This is a genomic window from Streptomyces tailanensis, assembly GCF_008386495.1.
Classification (GTDB): domain Bacteria; phylum Actinomycetota; class Actinomycetes; order Streptomycetales; family Streptomycetaceae; genus Streptomyces; species Streptomyces tailanensis.
The window spans coordinates 14,339-32,730 of record NZ_VTHJ01000085.1 but is presented as its reverse complement, the minus strand read 5'-3'; the positions used below and the strand labels follow the sequence as shown (position 1 = coordinate 32,730).

General features: G+C 68.3%; 15 protein-coding genes and 2 tRNA genes. 13 read left to right on the top strand and 4 right to left on the bottom strand.

Annotated features, from left to right (window positions below; all coding sequences use genetic code 11):
- Positions 1-158: 158 nt before the first annotated feature.
- The gene (locus F3T56_RS41145; protein ID WP_149830578.1) at positions 159-644 is read left to right on the top strand and encodes a ribose-5-phosphate isomerase; all 486 of its coding nucleotides are present in this window, start codon (positions 159-161) and stop codon (positions 642-644) included.
- A 278-nt stretch (positions 645-922) separates the two neighbouring features.
- A complete protein-coding gene (locus F3T56_RS41140; protein WP_149830577.1) occupies positions 923-1,741 on the top strand; it encodes an Fpg/Nei family DNA glycosylase in 819 nt (272 codons plus the stop codon).
- Between the two features lie 7 nt (positions 1,742-1,748).
- Here F3T56_RS41140 and F3T56_RS41135 read toward each other — a convergent pair whose 3' ends face one another.
- On the bottom strand, positions 1,749-3,002 hold the full coding sequence (locus tag F3T56_RS41135; RefSeq protein ID WP_149830576.1) for a GNAT family N-acetyltransferase: 1,254 nt from the start codon (positions 3,000-3,002) through the stop codon (positions 1,749-1,751).
- A gap of 214 nt (positions 3,003-3,216) precedes the next feature.
- On the opposite strand from F3T56_RS41135, the gene F3T56_RS41130 reads away from it, so the two are divergent.
- Entirely contained in the window at positions 3,217-4,392 is a 1,176-nt protein-coding gene (locus F3T56_RS41130) for a PP2C family protein-serine/threonine phosphatase (RefSeq protein WP_149830575.1), read from the top strand.
- Between the two features lie 194 nt (positions 4,393-4,586).
- Here F3T56_RS41130 and F3T56_RS41125 read toward each other — a convergent pair whose 3' ends face one another.
- The gene (locus F3T56_RS41125; protein WP_149830574.1) at positions 4,587-5,744 is read right to left on the bottom strand and encodes an acyltransferase family protein; all 1,158 of its coding nucleotides are present in this window, start codon (positions 5,742-5,744) and stop codon (positions 4,587-4,589) included.
- A 623-nt stretch (positions 5,745-6,367) separates the two neighbouring features.
- On the opposite strand from F3T56_RS41125, the gene F3T56_RS41120 reads away from it, so the two are divergent.
- A complete protein-coding gene (locus F3T56_RS41120) occupies positions 6,368-6,562 on the top strand; it encodes a hypothetical protein (RefSeq protein WP_149830573.1) in 195 nt (64 codons plus the stop codon).
- Positions 6,563-6,642: 80 nt separating this feature from the next.
- Here the strand turns inward: F3T56_RS41120 and F3T56_RS41115 are convergent.
- A tRNA-Gly gene (locus tag F3T56_RS41115) sits at positions 6,643-6,716 on the bottom strand.
- 177 nt (positions 6,717-6,893) lie between these two features.
- Between F3T56_RS41115 and F3T56_RS41110 the strand changes: the two genes are divergently transcribed.
- The 5 genes from F3T56_RS41110 to clpX all read left to right on the top strand — a co-directional run bounded on the left by F3T56_RS41110 (position 6,894) and on the right by clpX (position 11,832).
- Positions 6,894-6,970: transfer RNA gene (locus F3T56_RS41110), tRNA-Pro, on the top strand.
- A gap of 209 nt (positions 6,971-7,179) precedes the next feature.
- Positions 7,180-8,568 carry a trigger factor gene (tig, locus tag F3T56_RS41105; protein ID WP_149830572.1) on the top strand — a complete coding sequence of 463 codons (1,389 nt, stop codon included), beginning with the start codon at positions 7,180-7,182 and terminating at the stop codon, positions 8,566-8,568.
- 398 nt (positions 8,569-8,966) lie between these two features.
- Positions 8,967-9,581 (top strand): ATP-dependent Clp protease proteolytic subunit, encoded by a 615-nt coding sequence (locus tag F3T56_RS41100; protein WP_172639390.1) that lies wholly within the window; start codon positions 8,967-8,969, stop codon positions 9,579-9,581.
- An 80-nt stretch (positions 9,582-9,661) separates the two neighbouring features.
- Positions 9,662-10,342 (top strand): ATP-dependent Clp protease proteolytic subunit, encoded by a 681-nt coding sequence (locus tag F3T56_RS41095; RefSeq protein WP_149830570.1) that lies wholly within the window; start codon positions 9,662-9,664, stop codon positions 10,340-10,342.
- A 203-nt stretch (positions 10,343-10,545) separates the two neighbouring features.
- Positions 10,546-11,832: an ATP-dependent Clp protease ATP-binding subunit ClpX gene (gene clpX, locus F3T56_RS41090; RefSeq protein ID WP_149830569.1), complete on the top strand. Its 1,287-nt coding sequence runs from the start codon at positions 10,546-10,548 to the stop codon at positions 11,830-11,832.
- 73 nt (positions 11,833-11,905) lie between these two features.
- On the opposite strand, the gene F3T56_RS41085 is transcribed toward clpX, so the two are convergent.
- Positions 11,906-12,865, bottom strand: coding sequence for a hypothetical protein (locus F3T56_RS41085; RefSeq protein WP_149830568.1), 960 nt, complete (start codon positions 12,863-12,865; stop codon positions 11,906-11,908).
- Positions 12,866-13,002: 137 nt separating this feature from the next.
- Between F3T56_RS41085 and F3T56_RS41080 the strand changes: the two genes are divergently transcribed.
- From F3T56_RS41080 to ndk, 4 genes are all read left to right on the top strand, one after another.
- Complete coding sequence (locus F3T56_RS41080; protein WP_149830567.1) at positions 13,003-15,633, top strand: valine--tRNA ligase; 2,631 nt, start codon at positions 13,003-13,005, stop codon at positions 15,631-15,633.
- A gap of 146 nt (positions 15,634-15,779) precedes the next feature.
- A complete protein-coding gene (folC, locus tag F3T56_RS41075; RefSeq protein ID WP_149830566.1) occupies positions 15,780-17,285 on the top strand; it encodes a bifunctional tetrahydrofolate synthase/dihydrofolate synthase in 1,506 nt (501 codons plus the stop codon).
- 10 nt (positions 17,286-17,295) lie between these two features.
- Positions 17,296-17,658 carry a DUF4233 domain-containing protein gene (locus F3T56_RS41070; RefSeq protein WP_149830565.1) on the top strand — a complete coding sequence of 121 codons (363 nt, stop codon included), beginning with the start codon at positions 17,296-17,298 and terminating at the stop codon, positions 17,656-17,658.
- Positions 17,659-17,732: 74 nt separating this feature from the next.
- Positions 17,733-18,146, top strand: a complete 414-nt coding sequence (ndk, locus tag F3T56_RS41065; protein WP_149830564.1) for a nucleoside-diphosphate kinase — start codon at positions 17,733-17,735, stop codon at positions 18,144-18,146.
- The last annotated feature ends 246 nt before the right edge of the window (positions 18,147-18,392 follow it).

The following is an 18,392-nucleotide window of genomic DNA, read 5'->3' as shown; positions in this document are numbered from 1 at the left end:
CGGGGCGTTCGGCTGAGCATGAGCCCTGGCAACAGGACTCACTCCCGCTCAGTCCCTAGGAACGGTTCCTTTGCGCCGTTGTTCTGTGGTGCGACTGACGATTTTCGGCCATGGCCCCCCGTCGCGCCCCGCCGAAACCGGCGTGTCACACTCGGACCATGCGCGTCTACCTTGGCTCGGATCACGCCGGTTACGAACTCAAGAACCACCTCGTCGAGTGGCTGAAGGCCGCCGGGCACGAGCCCGTCGACTGCGGGCCCCACATCTACGACGCCCAGGACGACTACCCGCCGTTCTGCCTCCGTGCCGCCGAGCGCACGGCCGCGGACGCCGACTCCCTCGGCATCGTCATCGGCGGCTCCGGCAACGGTGAGCAGATCGCCGCGAACAAGGTGGCCGGCGTCCGCGCCGCCCTCGCCTGGAGCGTCGAGACCGCCGCGCTGGGCCGCGAGCACAACAACGCGAACGTCGTCGCCGTCGGCGCGCGTATGCACTCCCAGGAGGACGCGACGAAGTTCGTCGAGACCTTCCTCAACACCCAGTTCTCCGGTGATGCGCGTCACATCCGTCGCATCGACATGCTGGCGTCCTACGAGACCACGGGTGAGCTGCCGCCGATTCCGGCCCACCACCCCGAGGCGTAGAGCTTTCGCCTGAGAGCTCGGGAGACTGGGCTTGTAGGGCGGCTGCGGGTGATGCGTGGTCGCTCGCGCAGTTCCGCGCCCCTGAAAGACACGGCCCTGCGGGCCGAAAAGCCAGGGGCGCAGCTCCTGCTTTTCAGGGGCGCGGGGCTGTGTCAATTTGCGGCTCCGCCGCGTGGGCGCGAGCAACCCCCACCCACCCGCACCCGAAAACGCACCCCAACCACCCCAACCACCCCAACCACCCCAACCACCCCCCTGCCGAACCCCGGAGGCAATCGTTGCCCGAAGGGCACACCATCCACCGCCTCGCCCAGGACTACCTCGCCCGCTTCGGCGGTCGGGACGCCCACGTCACCAGCCCCCAGGGCAAGTTCACGGACGCGGCCGCCCTCCTCACCGGCACCCCCCTCACCACCGCCGAGGCGCACGGCAAGCACCTCTTCCTGCACTTCGGTGACGCGGACGCCGAGGACTGGGTCCACATCCACCTCGGCCTCTTCGGCAAGGTCGGCTTCGGCGACGCCCCCGCACCCCCGCCCACCGACACGGTCCGCCTCCGCCTGCGCAACGACACGTCGTACGTCGACCTCCGCGGCCCCACGACCTGCGCGCTGATCACGGACGCCGAGAAGCAGGCCATACACGCCCGCCTCGGCCCGGACCCTCTCCGCCCCGACGCCGACCCGACAGCCGCGTACGGGCGCATCTCCCGCAGCCGTACGACGATCGCCGCGCTCCTCATGGACCAGAAGATCATCGCGGGCGTCGGCAACGTCTACCGCGCGGAGGTCCTCTTCCGGCACCGCATCGACCCGTACCGCGCGGGCAAGGACATCACCGCCACTGAGTGGGAGGCGATGTGGGCCGACCTCGTCGACCTCATGCGGGAGGGCGTACGCAACAACCGCATCGACACCGTCCGCCCGGAACACACCCCGGAGGCCATGGGCCGCCCGCCTCGCGTGGACGACCACGGCGGCGAGGTCTACGTGTACCGCAGGGCCAACCTCCCCTGCCACATCTGTGGCGGCGAGATCCGCACCGCCGACCTCGCCGCCCGCAACCTCTTCTGGTGCCCCACCTGCCAGCGAATGTGACCGGGGGTCAGAACCCGTGCGGCAGCCAGGGCGCGACGGTGGACGAGAAGAACCCCACAGAGGCCTCCGCCAGCGCGCCCTGCCTGAGCTCCCGCACCCGCCCGGCAGCCCCCAGCGACGCGAGGCTCACCCCACCCAGATAGGCCGCCCCCAACTCCCGGACCGAAAGGGCGAGATCGGCGGCGTCACCGGTCCGCTCGCAGCGGGCCCCCTTCGCGTCACCGGTGAGCCGCCAACGCCCCGAGTTCCAGGGGCAGAAGGTGTCCTCGACCTCCAACACCACATCCACCGGCGCCTGATACGTCCGCGCCCCCAGCGCCGCGCCCACGTCCACCAGCCGTACGTACATGTCGTCCTGCACCCGCAGCCCGCACCGCCGCACGTCCGACACCATGTGCAACAACGGCTCGTCCACGGGCCGCCGGTGGGCGACGACCGAGGCGGTCAGGTCGAGGTCGAACAGGAACCGCCACAGTGCGGCGTGCGCGGCGGCGTCCAGCGCCTCCAGGGACTCCAGTACGACCACACCCTCGGCCCCACCGGACCCCCACTGGGGCTTGACCCGGAACCGCGCGTACCCGACCACGTCCGATCCCTCACCCTCACCCCCGTCCCCCCGCTCGGCCACCACGCACTGCAACGGCGACGCCCCGTCCCGATGCCGCTCCGTGTCGAGCAGCTCCATCCGCTCCCAGCCGGGCCCCCGCGCCACCATCCCCGGCCGCTCCGGCACCCGCCGCGCGTACACCGCTTCGCACACGTCGAGGACCTCGGCGGGCGCCGCGTACCGCAGCCGTACGTCCTCGGCGCCGGGCGGCACGGACAGCCGTACGCGCGTGGTGTCGATCTCGATGCCGAGCCGGTGCGTGGCGAGACCGTACCCGAACCGTCCGTAGATGTCCGGCTCGGACGCGATCAGCACGGCCAGCGGCTGGCCCCAGGAGCTGATGTCGTCCAACTGCCGCCGCATCATGGACGTCAGTACGCCGCGCCGCCGGTGCGTGGCCGCGACGCTCACCATCGTGACGCCCGCCGCCGGGACGGACGCGCCACCGGGGACGGTGAGCCGGAAGTCGAACGCCCCCGCCGTACCCACGCATTGGGCGCCGTCCCAGGCTCCGATGCTCCGGTCGTACTCCGTGAGCGACTGTGACAGCTCACGTTCCTCGGCGGGTTCGGGTATCCCGCCGAAGGCCCGGATGAGGTTGTCGTACCAGACGTTCCAGTCTTCCTTGCCCAGCGCCCGCAGCTCAGTCGTCATATGCCATGCGTAGCAGTGCGATCCGCTTCGAGCGAGTGAATTTCGCCCGTACGTCGGGGGACGGTGTGGGATCCTTCACAGGTGCCGCGCGTGGGCCGAAAGACCCGGTCCCGTGTGAGATCTGTGTGAGATTCGTCGTGAACCGGCCCTCGGAAGGGGGACAAGTAGGACCTCCTGTGCACAGGGGCTGGTCCGATGGATAAGGTCCCGAACAATGGCAGCAGGACGAGAGCGGCGCGCGGCGGCCGATACGTTCACGGCCCGGATGAAGAAGCTGGTTCACCGGGCCCGCACCGGCGTGCGCAAATCCGCCGTCGACTACTTCCGCGGCGACGGCTCCGACTGGATCGCGCTGGCCGGTCTGATGCTGCTGATCCCGGTGATCACCGGCCTCACGATGGTCGACGAGGTGTGGTTCTCGCCCGCCGTACTGGTCCTCCCCATCGTCGCCGGCGGCCTCCTGCTCCGCCCCGCCAGCCTGCTCGGCCTGTACGCGGCCGCCGCGACCGCGTTGATCATCGAGTCCGTGAAGCTCGGCCCCTACACCGAGGGCCCGGCCAGAGTGACCCCCGGCATAGTGCTCGTGGTCGCCGCCTGCGGCTTCTTCGGCCTCCTCATCGCCCAGTTCCGCAGCCGCGTCGGCGTCCCCTGGCGGCGCGGCGGCACCATGCTCTTCGACCTGCGCGAACGCATCCGGGTCCAGAGCAAGTTGCCACAACTGCCCGCGGGTTGGCATCGTGAGATGGCCCTACGTCCCGCAGGCGGCCAATCGTTCTCCGGCGACTTCGTCGTGGCCGCCCGTACGAACGGCGGCCGAACCCTCGAAGTCGTCCTGACGGACGTCTCCGGCAAGGGCATGGACGCGGGCTCCCGCGCCCTCCTCCTCTCCGGCGCTTTCGGCGGCCTGTTGGGATCGCTCCCACCGCACGCCTTCCTCCCGGCGGCCAACGGCTACCTCCTCCGCCAGGACTGGGACGAGGGCTTCGCGACCTCCATCCACCTCGTCCTCGACCTCGACTCCGGCGACTACGAACTCTTCTCCGCCGGACATCCCCCGGGCCTCCAGCTCAGCGCCGGCACCGGCCGCTGGGAGGAGAAGGCCGCCGAGGGCCCCCTCCTCGGCGTCTACGACGGCGCCCAGTTCGACCCGGTCAAGGGCTCCCTCCGCCCTGGCGACGTCCTCATGCTCTTCACCGACGGCCTCGTCGAAACCTCCGACCGAGACATCGTCGAAGGCATCGACCGCCTCACCGGCGAAGCCGACCGCTACGTAGCCGGCGGCTTCCACGGCGCCGCCTGGCACCTCATCGAAGCGGTAGCCAAGGACGTCAACGACGACAGGGCCCTACTTCTGATCAGCAGAGAGGGCCACGCGTACCCGAAGCTTTAGGGGCGCGGGGCTGTATCAATCTGCGGCTCCGCCGCGTGGGCGCGACCAGCCCCCCACCCACCCGCAGCCGAAAGCCGGGATCGAAGGGGCGCAGCCCCTGGGGATGGATGGGGGTGCCCCCGCGCGAGCGAAGCCGAGCGTGGGGGAGGGTAGGGGCGGCGGGGGCGAAAATCCTCCCAGCCCCAGCCCCAGCCCTACCCCTTCCCACGCGACCGAGCCAACTCCGTCGCATCCCGCTTGAACGCCCACACCATCTTCGGCTCCATCGCAAACCGGAACATCCGCTGCACCGGCGGCGCACACAGCACCGTGACAACCACCGCCGCCACAAACGTGACGAAGAGTTCCCCGAGCGGCTGGTAAACCCAGGCGTGCACGTCGTACCACTCCCAGAACCGCGACCCCTTCGCAAGGAACCCGTGCAGCAGATAGCCGTACAGCGTCCCCGCCCCCAACACGGTGAACCACATCTTCCGCCGCGGCACCCACGAGAAGAAGCAGGCGGTGAGCAGCATGGAACAGCCGAAGAGCGCGAAGGTCATCACAACGCCCGCCCACCACGGCGCACCCAACTCCTGCGCGCTGTCCCGGTGGTAGAACCAGGCGGAGCTCATGTACGGCCCCACCCAGTACGCCAGCCCCAGCGCGCACGCCATGACCGGCACCGACAGCGCGCGTACCTCACGCCGGCGCATGAACTGGAAGTGCGCCGGCTTCATGAACAGCCCCACCACGAAGAACGGCAGGAACTGCAGGACGCGTTGCAGGTCCAGGTCGTCACCGATGTCGGGCGAGACGGACGCGAGCGCGGCGATGCCGAGCGCGAGCGGAATCGGCCAGCGCACCACCTTCCACAACGGCGTCGTCAGCCGCCACACGAACAGCGCGATCAGGAACCAGGTGAGGTACCACGGGTCGAGCAGACTGATCGGATGCGACGGATCGTCGTCGGCGTACCGCTTGAAGAGGGAGTACGCGACCTCAAAGAGCACATACGGTACGGCGATGCCGGTGATCAGCCGCTGGAGCCGGTCGGCGCGCATGTCGAAACTGCGCGAGAAATAGCCGGAGATGATGATGAACGCCGGCATGTGGAAGGTGTACACGACCATGTACAACGCCTCGGCGGCACGACTGTGGTCGGTCAGCGGCTGCCACGCGTGACCCATCGCGACGAGCACGATGGCCAGGTACTTGGCGTTGTCGAAGAACGCGTCGCGCTGCTTGGCCGGTGCGGGATCCGAGGCCGACGCGGCGGAGGATGGACTCGGCACTCCGTCCGCGGGGGACTGCGGCGCCTGTGGGGGGAGCGGCGCCCTTCGGTGGTCGTGTGATCGCAGCGAGTTCGTCACAAACCCTCCCGGCGAAAACTTCGCGGGGCGGTCCGAGCACTCGCTGCGCAGGCGGGGGACGAGGCAGCGGTGAACATCTGAGGCACCCTAGCGTTGTCTGTGTGATTCCGTAAAACCACCGACGTGATTCCTGTATTGCCGGTCGTGAATCACCGGTGAGTACCCCGGATTTGGTGAAGCAGGTATCGGTCGGTGCATCACGATCCGTACACCGAAGCCCTGACGACTTGGCCCTCTCTGTCCGCATTCATGCCGACTAAATGGTGCATAACATGCGCAGGCGACTCTGGTGAAATGTCCGATTCCTGAGGCGTGTTGAGGGCTTCCGATGCGCTCGCGACGCTTCCTTGATGCGCCTTGGATGTGTCTGTGGCGACAATTCGAATTACCTGCGAACGTGATGTGCGCACAGATGTGTGTGTGCGGAAATGATCACTCGGAAATTCACTCCCAACACCCTCTGCCCGTACGTGGATCCGCGTACGGTGCCGCGTGATCGTGGCCGACGTTGCCTCACGAGCCGCATACCAGGGCCTGGTTGGTGGCACGATGGTTCTGGCGGGGTGCGCGTGGGGTTGGCGCCCCGGGCCGGGGAAGCGGACCGACCGAGGGTGTGATCTGTTGTGGCCATTTCGCTGTCAGTGGTGCTGTTGTTGGGGATCGTCCTCGTAGTCCTGATGCGAGGAGGGACGATCAAGGCCGGCCCGGCCGTCGTCGCCATCCTCTTCGGCTTCTTCCTGGCTTCGACCGGCATGGCCGACGACATCCAGCGCTTCCTCAACTCGATAGCCGAGACGATCAACTCGATCCAGTTCTGACGATCGACTCGTTACGTCTCGATACGCAAAGACCTCCGGCCCGACCCCGAGAAATCTCTCGAAGCCGGGCCGGAGGTCCGTGGAGCGGGCGACGGGAATCGAACCCGCGTAGCTAGTTTGGAAGACTAGGGCTCTACCATTGAGCTACGCCCGCACAGGTCGCGCCGCAGGTCGGGCGACCGCGGCACAGAAGGCATCCTAGCGGGTCGGGCGCCCCCGCCGCACACCCCTTCCGGCCAGCACCCGGCGCCCGCCGTCGCACGCGCCCGCGCACTCGGTAAATGCGGCGTCCAGGCTCTCCTCAGGCATGTACCCTACGTGTCGCACCAGACGGGGTGTGGCGCAGCTTGGTAGCGCGTCCGCTTTGGGAGCGGAAGGCCGTGGGTTCAAATCCCGCCACCCCGACCACCGTGCCGGACGGAACGTCCGACACCTGCAAGATCACCTTTTGGGGCGTGTACCGCCTGCGGTTACTATGCAAGCTGCGCGCCCGTGTGTCTGCACTCTTACGTCTCTCAAGGGCCGCTAATCCGCTGAGGCGCTTCCCGGTCGTCCTTCATGATCCGGCAGAGGCGCCCAGCAGACCCCCAAGAAGTCAGCCACAAGGAGACCGAACCGTGAAGAGCGCCGTGGAGACCCTGAACCCGACTCGGGTTCGGCTCACTGTTGAGGTGCCCTTCGAGGAGCTCAAGGACAGCCTCGACGCGGCGTACAAGAAGATCAACCAGCAGGTCACGGTGAAGGGCTTCCGTAAGGGCAAGATCCCGGCCCGCATCATCGACCAGCGGTTCGGCCGCGGTGCGGTCCTGGAGGAGGCGGTCAACGACGCGCTTCCGAGGTTCTACACCGACGCGGTCAACGAGGCCGAGCTCAACGTGCTCGGCCAGCCCGAGGTCGACATCACGGAGCTGAAGGACGGCGAGACGCTGAACTTCACCGCCGAGGTCGACGTCCGCCCGACCATCGAGATCCCGGACTACTCCGGCATCGAGGTCGAGGTCGACGCCGTCGAGGTCACCGAGGAGGACATCGACAAGGCCGTCGAGCAGCTCCGCGAGCGCTTCGCCTCGACCTCCCCGGTCGAGCGCGCCGCCGAGGACGGCGACGTCGTCACCATCGACCTGGAGGCCAAGGTCGACGGCGAGGTCCTGGAGGACGGCGTCGCCGAGGGCGTCTCCTACACCATCGGCTCCGGCGAGCTGCTGGACGGCATCGACGACGCCGTGAAGGGCCTGGAGGCCGGGGCGGAGGCCACCTTCACCTCCGAGCTCAAGGGCGGCTCCGCGGCCGGCAAGGAGGCCGAGGTCACCGTCAAGGTCAGCCAGGTCGCCGCCCGCGAGCTCCCGGCCCTGGACGACGAGTTCGCCCAGCTCGCCTCCGAGTTCGACACCCTCGAGGAGCTGCGCGCCGACAGCCGCACGCGCCTGGAGAACATGAAGCAGTACGACCAGGCCACGCAGGCCCAGGAGCGCGTCCTCGAGAAGCTGCTGGAGATCGTCGAGGTGCCCGTCCCCGAGAAGCTGCTCGAGGACGAGATCAACACCCGCAAGCACAACCTGGAGCACCACCAGCTCGGCCAGATGGGTCTCGACCTCGAGAAGTACCTCGAGATCCAGGGCAAGACGGTTGAGGAGTTCGAGGCCGAGACCAAGGAAGCGGCCGTCAAGGGCATCAAGACCCAGTTCGTCCTCGACGAGCTGGTTGCCAAGGAGAAGCTGAACGTCAACCAGGAGGAGCTCACCGAGCACCTCATGCGCCGCGCCGCCTCCTCCGGCATGTCCCCCGACCAGTTCGCCCAGGCCGTCGTCCAGAACAACCAGGTCCAGCTCCTGGTCGGCGAGGTCGCCCGCGGCAAGGCCCTGGCCCTGGTCGTAGAGGCCTCCACGGTCAAGGACACCAACGGCGAGATCGTCGACCTGGACGACGAGGACGAAGAGGGCACCGAGGAGACCGAGGCTGCGGCTGAGGTCGAGGACAAGGCCGCCGAGGACAAGCCCGAGGCCTGATCGCTCCGCCAGTAGTGCATGACGGGCCCCTGGATCACTTGTGACCCAGGGGCCCGTCGGCCTACCCAGGGGCGCGGGGCTGTGTACATATGCGGCTCCGCCGCGGGGCGCGATCAGCCCCCTACAAGCCGCACCCGCCGATGCACAGCCCGTGGCAGACGCGTCTGCGGCTTGTACGTGGTTGCTCGCGCAGTTCCCCGCGATCCTTACGGGGCGCGACATGCGCTGACAGCGAACAGTTCCCTCTCCGGGATTCTCTGGCGGAGCTGCCGCGTTAGGGTCCATGAATACGAGGGCAGGGCTGTCGGCGTAACGGCCGGACGCCCAGTCCCCCGCAGGGAAACGTGAGACGGCCCGGCGCCGTCGTAAGACGAGCAGGTGGATACGTGACGAATCTGATGCCCTCCGCCGCCGGCGAGCCTTCCATCGGCGGTGGCCTCGGCGACCATGTCTACAACCGGCTGCTCAACGAGCGGATCATCTTCCTCGGCCAGCCGGTCGACGACGACATCGCGAACAGGATCACCGCACAGCTGCTGCTCCTTGCCGCCGACCCGGACAAGGACATCAACCTGTACATCAACAGCCCGGGCGGTTCGATCACGGCCGGTATGGCGATCTACGACACCATGCAGTTCATCAAGAACGACGTGGTGACCATCGCCATGGGTCTCGCGGCCTCGATGGGGCAGTTCCTGCTCAGCGCGGGCACCCCGGGCAAGCGCTTCGCGCTGCCGAACGCCGAGATCCTGATCCACCAGCCCTCCGCCGGCCTGGCGGGCTCGGCCTCCGACATCAAGATCCACGCGGAGCGGCTGCTGCACACCAAGAAGCGCATGGCTGAGCTGACGTCCCAGCACACGGGCCAGTCGGTCGAGCAGATCACCCGCGACTCGGACCGCGACCGCTGGTTCGACGCCTACGAGGCCAAGCAGTACGGCCTCATCGACGACGTCATCGCCACCGCGGCGGGCATGCCGGGCGGCGGCGGCACCGGGGCCGGGCAGGCGTGACGGCAGCCGCCGACACGCACACCCCCGTTAAAGCCCCCAGCCGACCGCCTCAGCCCCTCTCAGGCCCCCAGGAGACCCCAGTGAACGACTTCCCCGGCAGCAGCCTCTACGACCGCGCGAGCGCCCAGTACACCGGCCCCTCGGCCGAGTCCCGCTACGTCATCCCCCGCTTCGTGGAGCGCACCTCGCAGGGCATCCGCGAGTACGACCCGTACGCGAAGCTCTTCGAGGAGCGGGTCATCTTCCTCGGTGTCCAGATCGACGACGCCTCCGCCAACGACGTCATGGCGCAGCTGCTGTGCCTGGAGTCGATGGACCCCGACCGGGACATCTCGGTCTACATCAACAGCCCCGGCGGCTCCTTCACGGCGCTCACGGCGATCTACGACACGATGCAGTTCGTCAAGCCGGACATCCAGACGGTCTGCATGGGCCAGGCCGCCTCGGCTGCCGCGATCCTGCTGGCCGCCGGTACGCCCGGCAAGCGCATGGCGCTCCCGAACGCCCGCGTCCTGATCCACCAGCCGTACAGCGAGACGGGCCGCGGTCAGGTCTCCGACCTGGAGATCGCCGCCAACGAGATCCTCCGGATGCGTGCGCAGCTGGAGGAGATGCTGGCCAAGCACTCCACCACGCCGATCGAGAAGATCCGCGAGGACATCGAGCGCGACAAGATCCTCACGGCCGAGGACGCGCTGGCGTACGGCCTGATCGACCAGATCATCTCCACGCGGAAGATGAACAACAGCAGCGTCCGCTGAGGCGGGAAAGGCTGTATTGTCTGCCGCCCCTTGGCATGGTTGGCACCATTTGGCCCAGTGCACGACAAGGTGCACGTCAAAGCGAACCGTGCCAAGGGGGGCCCGAACGGGGGGCCCGGCAAGGTACCGTCGACATAAGGCAGCACCAGGAGCCGCTGGATTCCAAGTGTCCAGGCGTCTCCCAGGCGAAGGGGAAGCACACCGTGGCACGCATCGGTGACGGCGGCGATCTGCTCAAGTGCTCGTTCTGCGGCAAGAGCCAGAAGCAGGTCAAGAAGCTCATCGCAGGGCCCGGTGTGTACATCTGCGACGAGTGCATCGACCTCTGCAACGAGATCATCGAGGAAGAGCTCGCGGAGACGAGCGAGGTCCGCTGGGAGGAACTCCCGAAGCCCCGCGAGATCTACGAGTTCCTCGAGGGCTACGTGGTCGGTCAGGAGGCTGCCAAGAAGGCCCTCTCCGTCGCGGTGTACAACCACTACAAGCGGGTCCAGGCCGGTGAGAACGGCGGCGGTCAAAGCCGCGAGGACGCCATCGAGTTGGCGAAGTCCAACATCCTCCTGCTGGGCCCCACGGGCTCCGGCAAGACCCTCCTCGCCCAGACCCTCGCGCGCATGCTGAACGTCCCGTTCGCGATCGCGGACGCGACGGCGCTCACGGAGGCCGGGTACGTCGGCGAAGACGTCGAGAACATCCTCCTGAAACTGATCCAGGCGGCGGACTACGACGTCAAGAAGGCCGAGACCGGGATCATCTACATCGACGAGATCGACAAGGTGGCCCGAAAGAGCGAAAACCCGTCGATCACGCGCGACGTGAGCGGCGAGGGCGTGCAACAGGCCCTGTTGAAGATCCTCGAAGGTACGACAGCGTCCGTGCCCCCGCAGGGTGGGCGCAAGCACCCTCACCAGGAATTCATCCAGATCGACACGACGAACGTCCTGTTCATCGTCGGTGGGGCCTTCGCGGGCCTGGAGAAGATCATCGAGTCCCGCGCCGGCGCCAAGGGCATCGGCTTCGGCGCGACGATCCGCTCGAAGCGCGAGCTGCAGTCCAAGGACCAGTTCGAGGACGTCATGCCGGAAGACCTGGTGAAGTTCGGCATGATCCCGGAGTTCATCGGCCGTCTCCCGGTCATCACCTCGGTCCACAACCTGGACCGCGAAGCCCTCCTCCAGATCCTGATCGAGCCCCGCAACGCCCTGGTGAAGCAGTACCAGCGCCTCTTCGAACTCGACGGCGTGGAACTGGACTTCGAACGCGAGGCCCTGGAAGCCATCGCCGACCAGGCGATCCTGAGGCAGACCGGCGCGCGTGGTTTGAGGGCCATCATGGAAGAGGTCCTGATGTCGGTGATGTACGAGGTCCCGTCCCGCAAGGACGTGGCCCGAGTCGTCATCACCGCAGACGTCGTCCACTCCAACGTCAACCCGACCCTGATCCCCCGCGACGCGCGAGGCCGGGGGCCGGGCGAGCAGAAGACGGCGTAACTCCTCGGCGCCACACACACGTTGAAGGGGCCCCGGTCAACCGACCGGGGCCCCTTCGTGGTTGGCGGAAGCGTCAGGCCTTGACGCGCACCTCGTCGCGGAACTTCGCCGTGGTGTCCGCGGCGGCGGCCTGGTCCGCCGCCTTCCCGGCCATGATGCTCGCGTAGTCCATCGGAATCACGATGGCCACCGTGCTGTAGTCGCCCCACACACAGAACGACAGGTTCATCTCGCTCGGCCCGCCGTTCGTGCTGCCGTCGGTGGGCTCCATCTTGGCGTCCTGGCACTTGAGGACGGCGCCCTCGGCGGAGTCGTACTCCTTCGGGTCACCGGTCATGGTGACCTTCACGTCCTCGTCGTCCTCCCCGGACTTGGACTGCAGCTCACCCAGCATGGCGTCGACGACCTTCTCGGGGTCCTCGATCTCGCCGTAGACGCCGGTGAACTGGAGCTGCTTCTGCGACAGCGGGTTGTTCTTATCGCCGGACACGTACCCGGCACTGACGTTCTTGGGGTTCGTCACACCCCACTTCTCGGCCTCCGCCACGTCGTCGTCGGACAGGGCGCCGCCACCGCTTTCGTTCTTCTTGTACTCGGTGAGCACAGTCGCCGGCGTAGTCAGCTTGTGCGGTCCGTCGTCCGCGATGTCGGCGCCGCCGCCCCCGCCGATGACGAAGTACGCGCCGACGGCGACCGCGGCCACGACGGCTACCGCGCCGAGGATGATGCCGACCTTCTTGCCGCCACCGCCGGAGACGGGGGGCTGGGGCACGGTCGGGTACGGCTGCTGCTGGCCGTACGGAGCCTGCTGCTGGCCGTACGGCGGGGTCTGGGGCGGGACGCCCTGGGGGCTCTGCTGCGGGTACCCGTAGCCCGGCTGCTGCGGAGGCGCCTGCTGCGGGTAGCCGTAGCCGGGCTGGGGGGCGGCCTGCGGCGGCTGCTGGCCGTAGGGGCCCGGCTGGCCGCCCGGCTGACCGTACGGTCCGGGCTGCTGGGGCTGCCCGCCGTACGGGCCCGGCTGGTTGTAACTCATGTTCTGGGTTCCCCTCCAGATGCTTATGTGTTTCAGACATCCTGGCGCAGACCTGAGGTGCACAACGCATCCGGGGTCACACCGTTACCGAAGAATCCGGTTTCGGGACGGCCCCGTGACACCCCTAAACTGGGCGGGTGACCGAGAACGCTCAGCAGCAGCCTTCAGCGCCCGCCACCGATCTGCCGACCCAGTACGCGCCGGCCGATGTAGAGGGGACGCTGTACGAGCGCTGGGTAGACAAGGGTTACTTCGCCGCCGACGCCAAGAGCGACAAGCCCGCGTACACCATCGTCATCCCGCCGCCGAACGTCACCGGCAGCCTGCACCTCGGGCACGCCTTCCAGCACACCCTCATGGACGCCCTCACGCGCCGTAAGCGCATGCAGGGTTACGAGTCCCTGTGGCTGCCCGGCATGGACCACGCCGGCATCGCCACGCAGAACAAGGTCGAGCAGCAGCTCGCCGAAGAGGGCAAGTCCCGCCACGACTTGGGGCGTGAGGAGTTCGTCGAGCGCGTCTGGCAGTGGAAGGAAGAGTACGGCGGCAAGATCCTCGGCCAGATGCGTCGGCTGGGGGACGGCGTCGACTGGAGCCGTGAGCGGTTCACCATGGACGAGGGCCTGTCCCGCGCCGTCCAGACCATCTTCAAGCGCCTCTACGACGACGAGCTGATCTACCGCGCCGAGCGCATCATCAACTGGTGTCCCCGGTGTCTGACGGCCATCTCCGACATCGAGGTCGAGCACCAGGAGGACTCCGGCGAGCTGGTCTCCATCCGGTACGGCGAGGGGGACGACTCCCTCGTCGTCGCCACCACGCGAGCCGAGACCATGCTGGGTGACACCGCCGTCGCCGTCCACCCGGACGACGAGCGGTACAAGCACCTCGTCGGCAAGCACATCAAGCTCCCGCTGACCGACCGTACGATTCCGGTCGTCGCCGACACCCACGTCGACCCGGAGTTCGGCACCGGCGCGGTCAAGGTCACCCCGGCCCACGACCCGAACGACTTCGCGATCGGTCAGCGCCATGGCCTGCCGTCCATGACGATCATGGACGAGCACGGCGTCATCACCGTCCACGGCCCCTTCCTCGGCCAGGACCGCTTCGAGGCCCGCTCCGCCGTTGTGGGCGCGCTGCGCTCGCAGGGCCGGATCGTCGCCGAGAAGCGCCCGTACACCCACTCCGTCGGCCACTGCTCACGCTGCAAGACCACGGTCGAGCCGCGGCTGTCCATGCAGTGGTGGGTCAAGGTCGCGCCCCTGGCCCAGGCTGCCGGTGACGCGGTCCGCGATGGCCGGGTCAAGATCCACCCCGAGGACATGTCGAAGCGCTACTTCGACTGGGTGGACAACATGTTCGACTGGTGCATCTCGCGCCAGCTCTGGTGGGGCCACCGCATCCCCGTCTGGTACGGCCCGAACGGCGAGACGGTCTGCGTCGGCCCCGACGAGCAGCCGCCCGGCACGGAGGCCGAGGGCTGGACCCAGGACACCGACGTCCTGGACACCTGGTTCTCCTCCGGCCTGTGGCCGTTCTCCACGCTCGGCTGGCCCGAACAGGCCGAGGACCTGCGGAAGTTCTACTCCACGGACGTCCTGCTCACCGGCCACGACATCATCTTCTTCTGGGTCGCCCGGATGATGATGTTCGGCCTCTACGCCATGGACGGCGAGGTCCCCTTCCGGACCATCGCGCTGACCGGCCTGGTCCGCGACGAGCGCGGCAAGAAGATGTCGAAGTCCTTCGGCAACGTCGTCGACCCGCTCGACTGGATGGACAAGTACGGCTCCGACGCGCTCCGCTTCACCCTCGCGCGCGGCGCCAACCCGGGCACCGACGTCCCGATCGGCGAGGACTGGGTCCAGGCCTCCCGTAACTTCGCCAACAAGATCTGGAACGCGACGCGCTTCGCGCTGATGAACGGCGCGACGGTGGAGGGCGAGCTGCCGGCCGCGTCCCGTTTGTCGTCGACGGACCGCTGGATCCTCGCCCGCCTGGGCGAGACGGTCGCGCAGGTCGACGCGTACTACGAGGACTTCCAGTTCGCCAAGCTGTCCGACGCCCTGTTCCACTTCGCGTGGGACGAGGTCTTCGACTGGTACGTCGAGCTGTCCAAGACGACGTTCCAGGCGGGCGGCGAGGCGGCCCAGGTCAGTCAGCGGGTCCTGGGCGAGGTCCTCGACGTCACGCTGCGACTGCTGCACCCGGTCATCCCGTTCGTCACGGACACCCTGTGGACGACGCTGACCGGTGGCGAGTCCCTCGTGATCGCTGACTGGCCGAAGGACAGCGGCTTCCGTGACGACACCGCCGAGCGCGAGATCGAGCTGGTCCAGCGGGTCGTCACCGAGGTCCGCCGCTTCCGCGCCGACCAGGGCCTCCAGCCGGGCCAGCGCGTCCCGGCCCGCCTCACCCTGGACGGTACGGCGCTGGCCCCGCACGAGGCCGCGATCCGTCAGCTCCTCCGCCTCCAGCCGGAGGGCGAGGGCTTCGCGGCCACCGCGACCCTGCCGGTGGCGGGTGCCGAGGTCGCCCTCGACCTCTCCGGCGTGATCGACGTCGCCGCCGAGCGCAAGCGGCTCGCGAAGGACCTCGCGGCGGCGGAGAAGGAAAAGTCCCAGGCCACGGCCAAACTCGGCAACGAGGCGTTCCTCGCGAAGGCGCCGGACCAGGTGGTGGAGAAGATCCGCGGGCGCCTCGCGAAGGCGGACGAGGACATCGCCCGGATCGCAGCGCAGCTGGAGCGGCTGCCGAAGGCGTAGCCCTCCGTCCCCGCGCCCCGTAAGGGGCGCGGGGCTGTATCGATATGCGGCTCCGCCGCGTGGGCGCGAGCAACCACCTACGACCCGCAGTCGCCCTACAACGGGTACCTCCGAGCTACCGGGCGTCCGATCCGTAGACTGGCCCCGTGAGCGAACGCAGTGACCAGCCCGAGTCGATCGACCCCTTCGAGGAGATCATCGCGGCCGAGACCGACCGTGATCCCGACCTGGCGGTCATCGAGGCCGGCAGCCGTACCCTGCGTGCCCAGGGCGGTGCGCCGCAGGCAGACGTACCCGCTCGGCCAGAGGACCCCGAGGTCGACAAGGCCCTGCGCGAGGTCGAGGCGGAACTGGCGACGCGGTGGGGCGAGACCAAGCTGGAGCCCTCGGTCGCCCGGATCGCCGCGCTCATGGACGTCCTCGGCGAGCCGCAGCGGTCGTACCCCTCCATCCACATCACCGGCACCAACGGCAAGACCTCCACGGCCCGCATGATCGAGGCCCTTCTCGGCGCCTTCGAACTGCGCACCGGCCGCTACACCTCCCCGCACGTCCAGTCGATCACCGAGCGGATCAGCCTGGACGGCGCCCCGATCTCCGCCGAGCGGTTCATCGAGACGTACGAGGACATCAAGCCGTACGTGGAGATGGTGGACGCCTCCCAGGAGTACCGGCTCTCCTTCTTCGAGGTGCTGACCGGCATGGCGTACGCCGCCTTCGCCGACGCGCCCGTCGACGTGGCCGTCGTCGAGGTCGGCATGGGCGGCTCCTGGGACGCCACGAACGTCATCGACGGGGACGTCGCCGTCGTCACCCCCATCGATCTCGACCACACCGACCGGCTCGGGACGACGCCCGCCGAGATCGCCGTCGAGAAGGCCGGGATCATTAAGCAGGACGCGACCGTGATCCTGGCGCAGCAGCCGGTGGACGCGGCGCAGGTGATGCTGAAGAAGGCCGTGGAGGTCGACGCGACGGTGGCCCGGGAAGGGCTGGAGTTCGGGGTCGTCTCCCGGCAGGTCGCCGTCGGCGGGCAGATGCTCACCCTGCGTGGCCTCGGCGGCGAGTACCGGGAGGTGTACCTCCCGCTGCACGGCCCGTACCAGGCGCACAACGCGGCCGTCGCCCTCGCCGCGGTCGAGGCGTTCTTCGGCGTCGGCTCCCAGCGGCCCGAGCCGCTCGACATGGACACGGTCCGCAAGGCCTTCGCGGCCGTCTCGTCGCCGGGCCGACTGGAAGTCGTACGGCGGTCCCCGACCGTCGTGCTCGACGCCGCGCACAACCCGGCGGGCGCGCGGGCCACGGCCGAGGCCGTCGGTGAGGCGTTCGACTTCAGCCGGCTGATCGGCGTGGTCGGGGCGAGCGGCGAGAAGAACGTACGAGGTCTCCTTGAGGCCTTCGAACCGATCTTCGCCGAGGTCGTGGTCACCCAGAACTCCAGCCACCGTGCCATGGACGCCGACGAACTGGCCGCGATCGCGGTCGAGGTGTTCGGCGAGGAGCGGGTGCAGGTCGAGCCGCGATTGCCGGACGCCCTGGAGGCGGCGATCACGCTCGCCGAGGAGGAGGGCGAGTTCGCGGGTGGCGGCGTCCTCGTCACCGGTTCCGTCATCACCGTCGGCGAAGCCCGGCTGCTGCTGGGGAAGGGCTGAGTCTCACATCATGCGTACCCTCTGTGCTTCGACCCTGATCGGCGAGTTCTTCGTGATCGGCTTCGCGGGGCTGGTCGCGATGAAGGACCCCGATCTGACCATGACCACGGTCTGGACGGTCAGCGGCGTCGCCATGTTCCTGTGCCTCGTGCTGTGCGGGCTCGTCACCCGACCCGGAGGCATCCAGCTCGGCTGGGCCCTCCAGATCGCGCTGATCCTCTCCGGGTTCTTCGTCCCGACCATGTTCTTCATGGGCGCGGTCTTCGCGGCCCTGTGGTGGGCGTCGGTCCACTTCGGACGGAAGGTGGACGAGGCGAAGGCCCGCTTCGCGGCACAGGTGTCGGCGGGGGAGTCCGCCCCCGGGGCATCCTGACGCTGCGTAACACCCGTTCGGGCTCGCACTGTAGCCTCTGAGCCCCGCACACTTGTGAAGAAGGAGTCACCACCGTGAGCCAGCGCACCCTCGTCCTCCTCAAGCCCGACGCCGTCCGGCGTGGCCTGATCGGCGAGATCATCAGCCGTATCGAGCGCAAGGCCGGCTGGCAGATCACCGCGCTGGAACTGCGGACCCTGGACCAGGAGACGCTGGAGCAGCACTACGGGGAGCACAAGGGCCGCCCCTTCTACGAGCCGCTGGTGGAGTTCATGGCCTCCGGTCCGGTCGTCGCGCTGGTCGTCGAGGGCGAGCGGGTCATCGAGGGTGTGCGGGCGCTGGCCGGTCCGACCGACCCGATCGCCGCGGCGCCCGGGTCCATCCGTGGTGATTACGGCGTCATCGTGCGGGAGAACCTGATCCACGCGTCGGACTCCGAGGAGTCCGCGGAGCGCGAGCTGAAGCTCTTCTTCCCCGGCCACGCCTAACGCCTTCCGGCGGGGGCCCAAGTCTTCCCAGGCCCCCGCCGAGTTCACCCCACTTCGCCGTAACACCCGATCGGCCCAATCGAGTTCACCAAACCCACCCATCGACGGCCCGGTCGTGTAACCCAAGGTGAACCCCGGCCTGAAATGCTTGCCGTGTCCCGGCATATGCGTGCCGATCGGGGGAACGCGCACCCCCGATGGATCGTCTCCAGAGGCGAGGCGGCGCATCGCGTGCCCACAATGGCG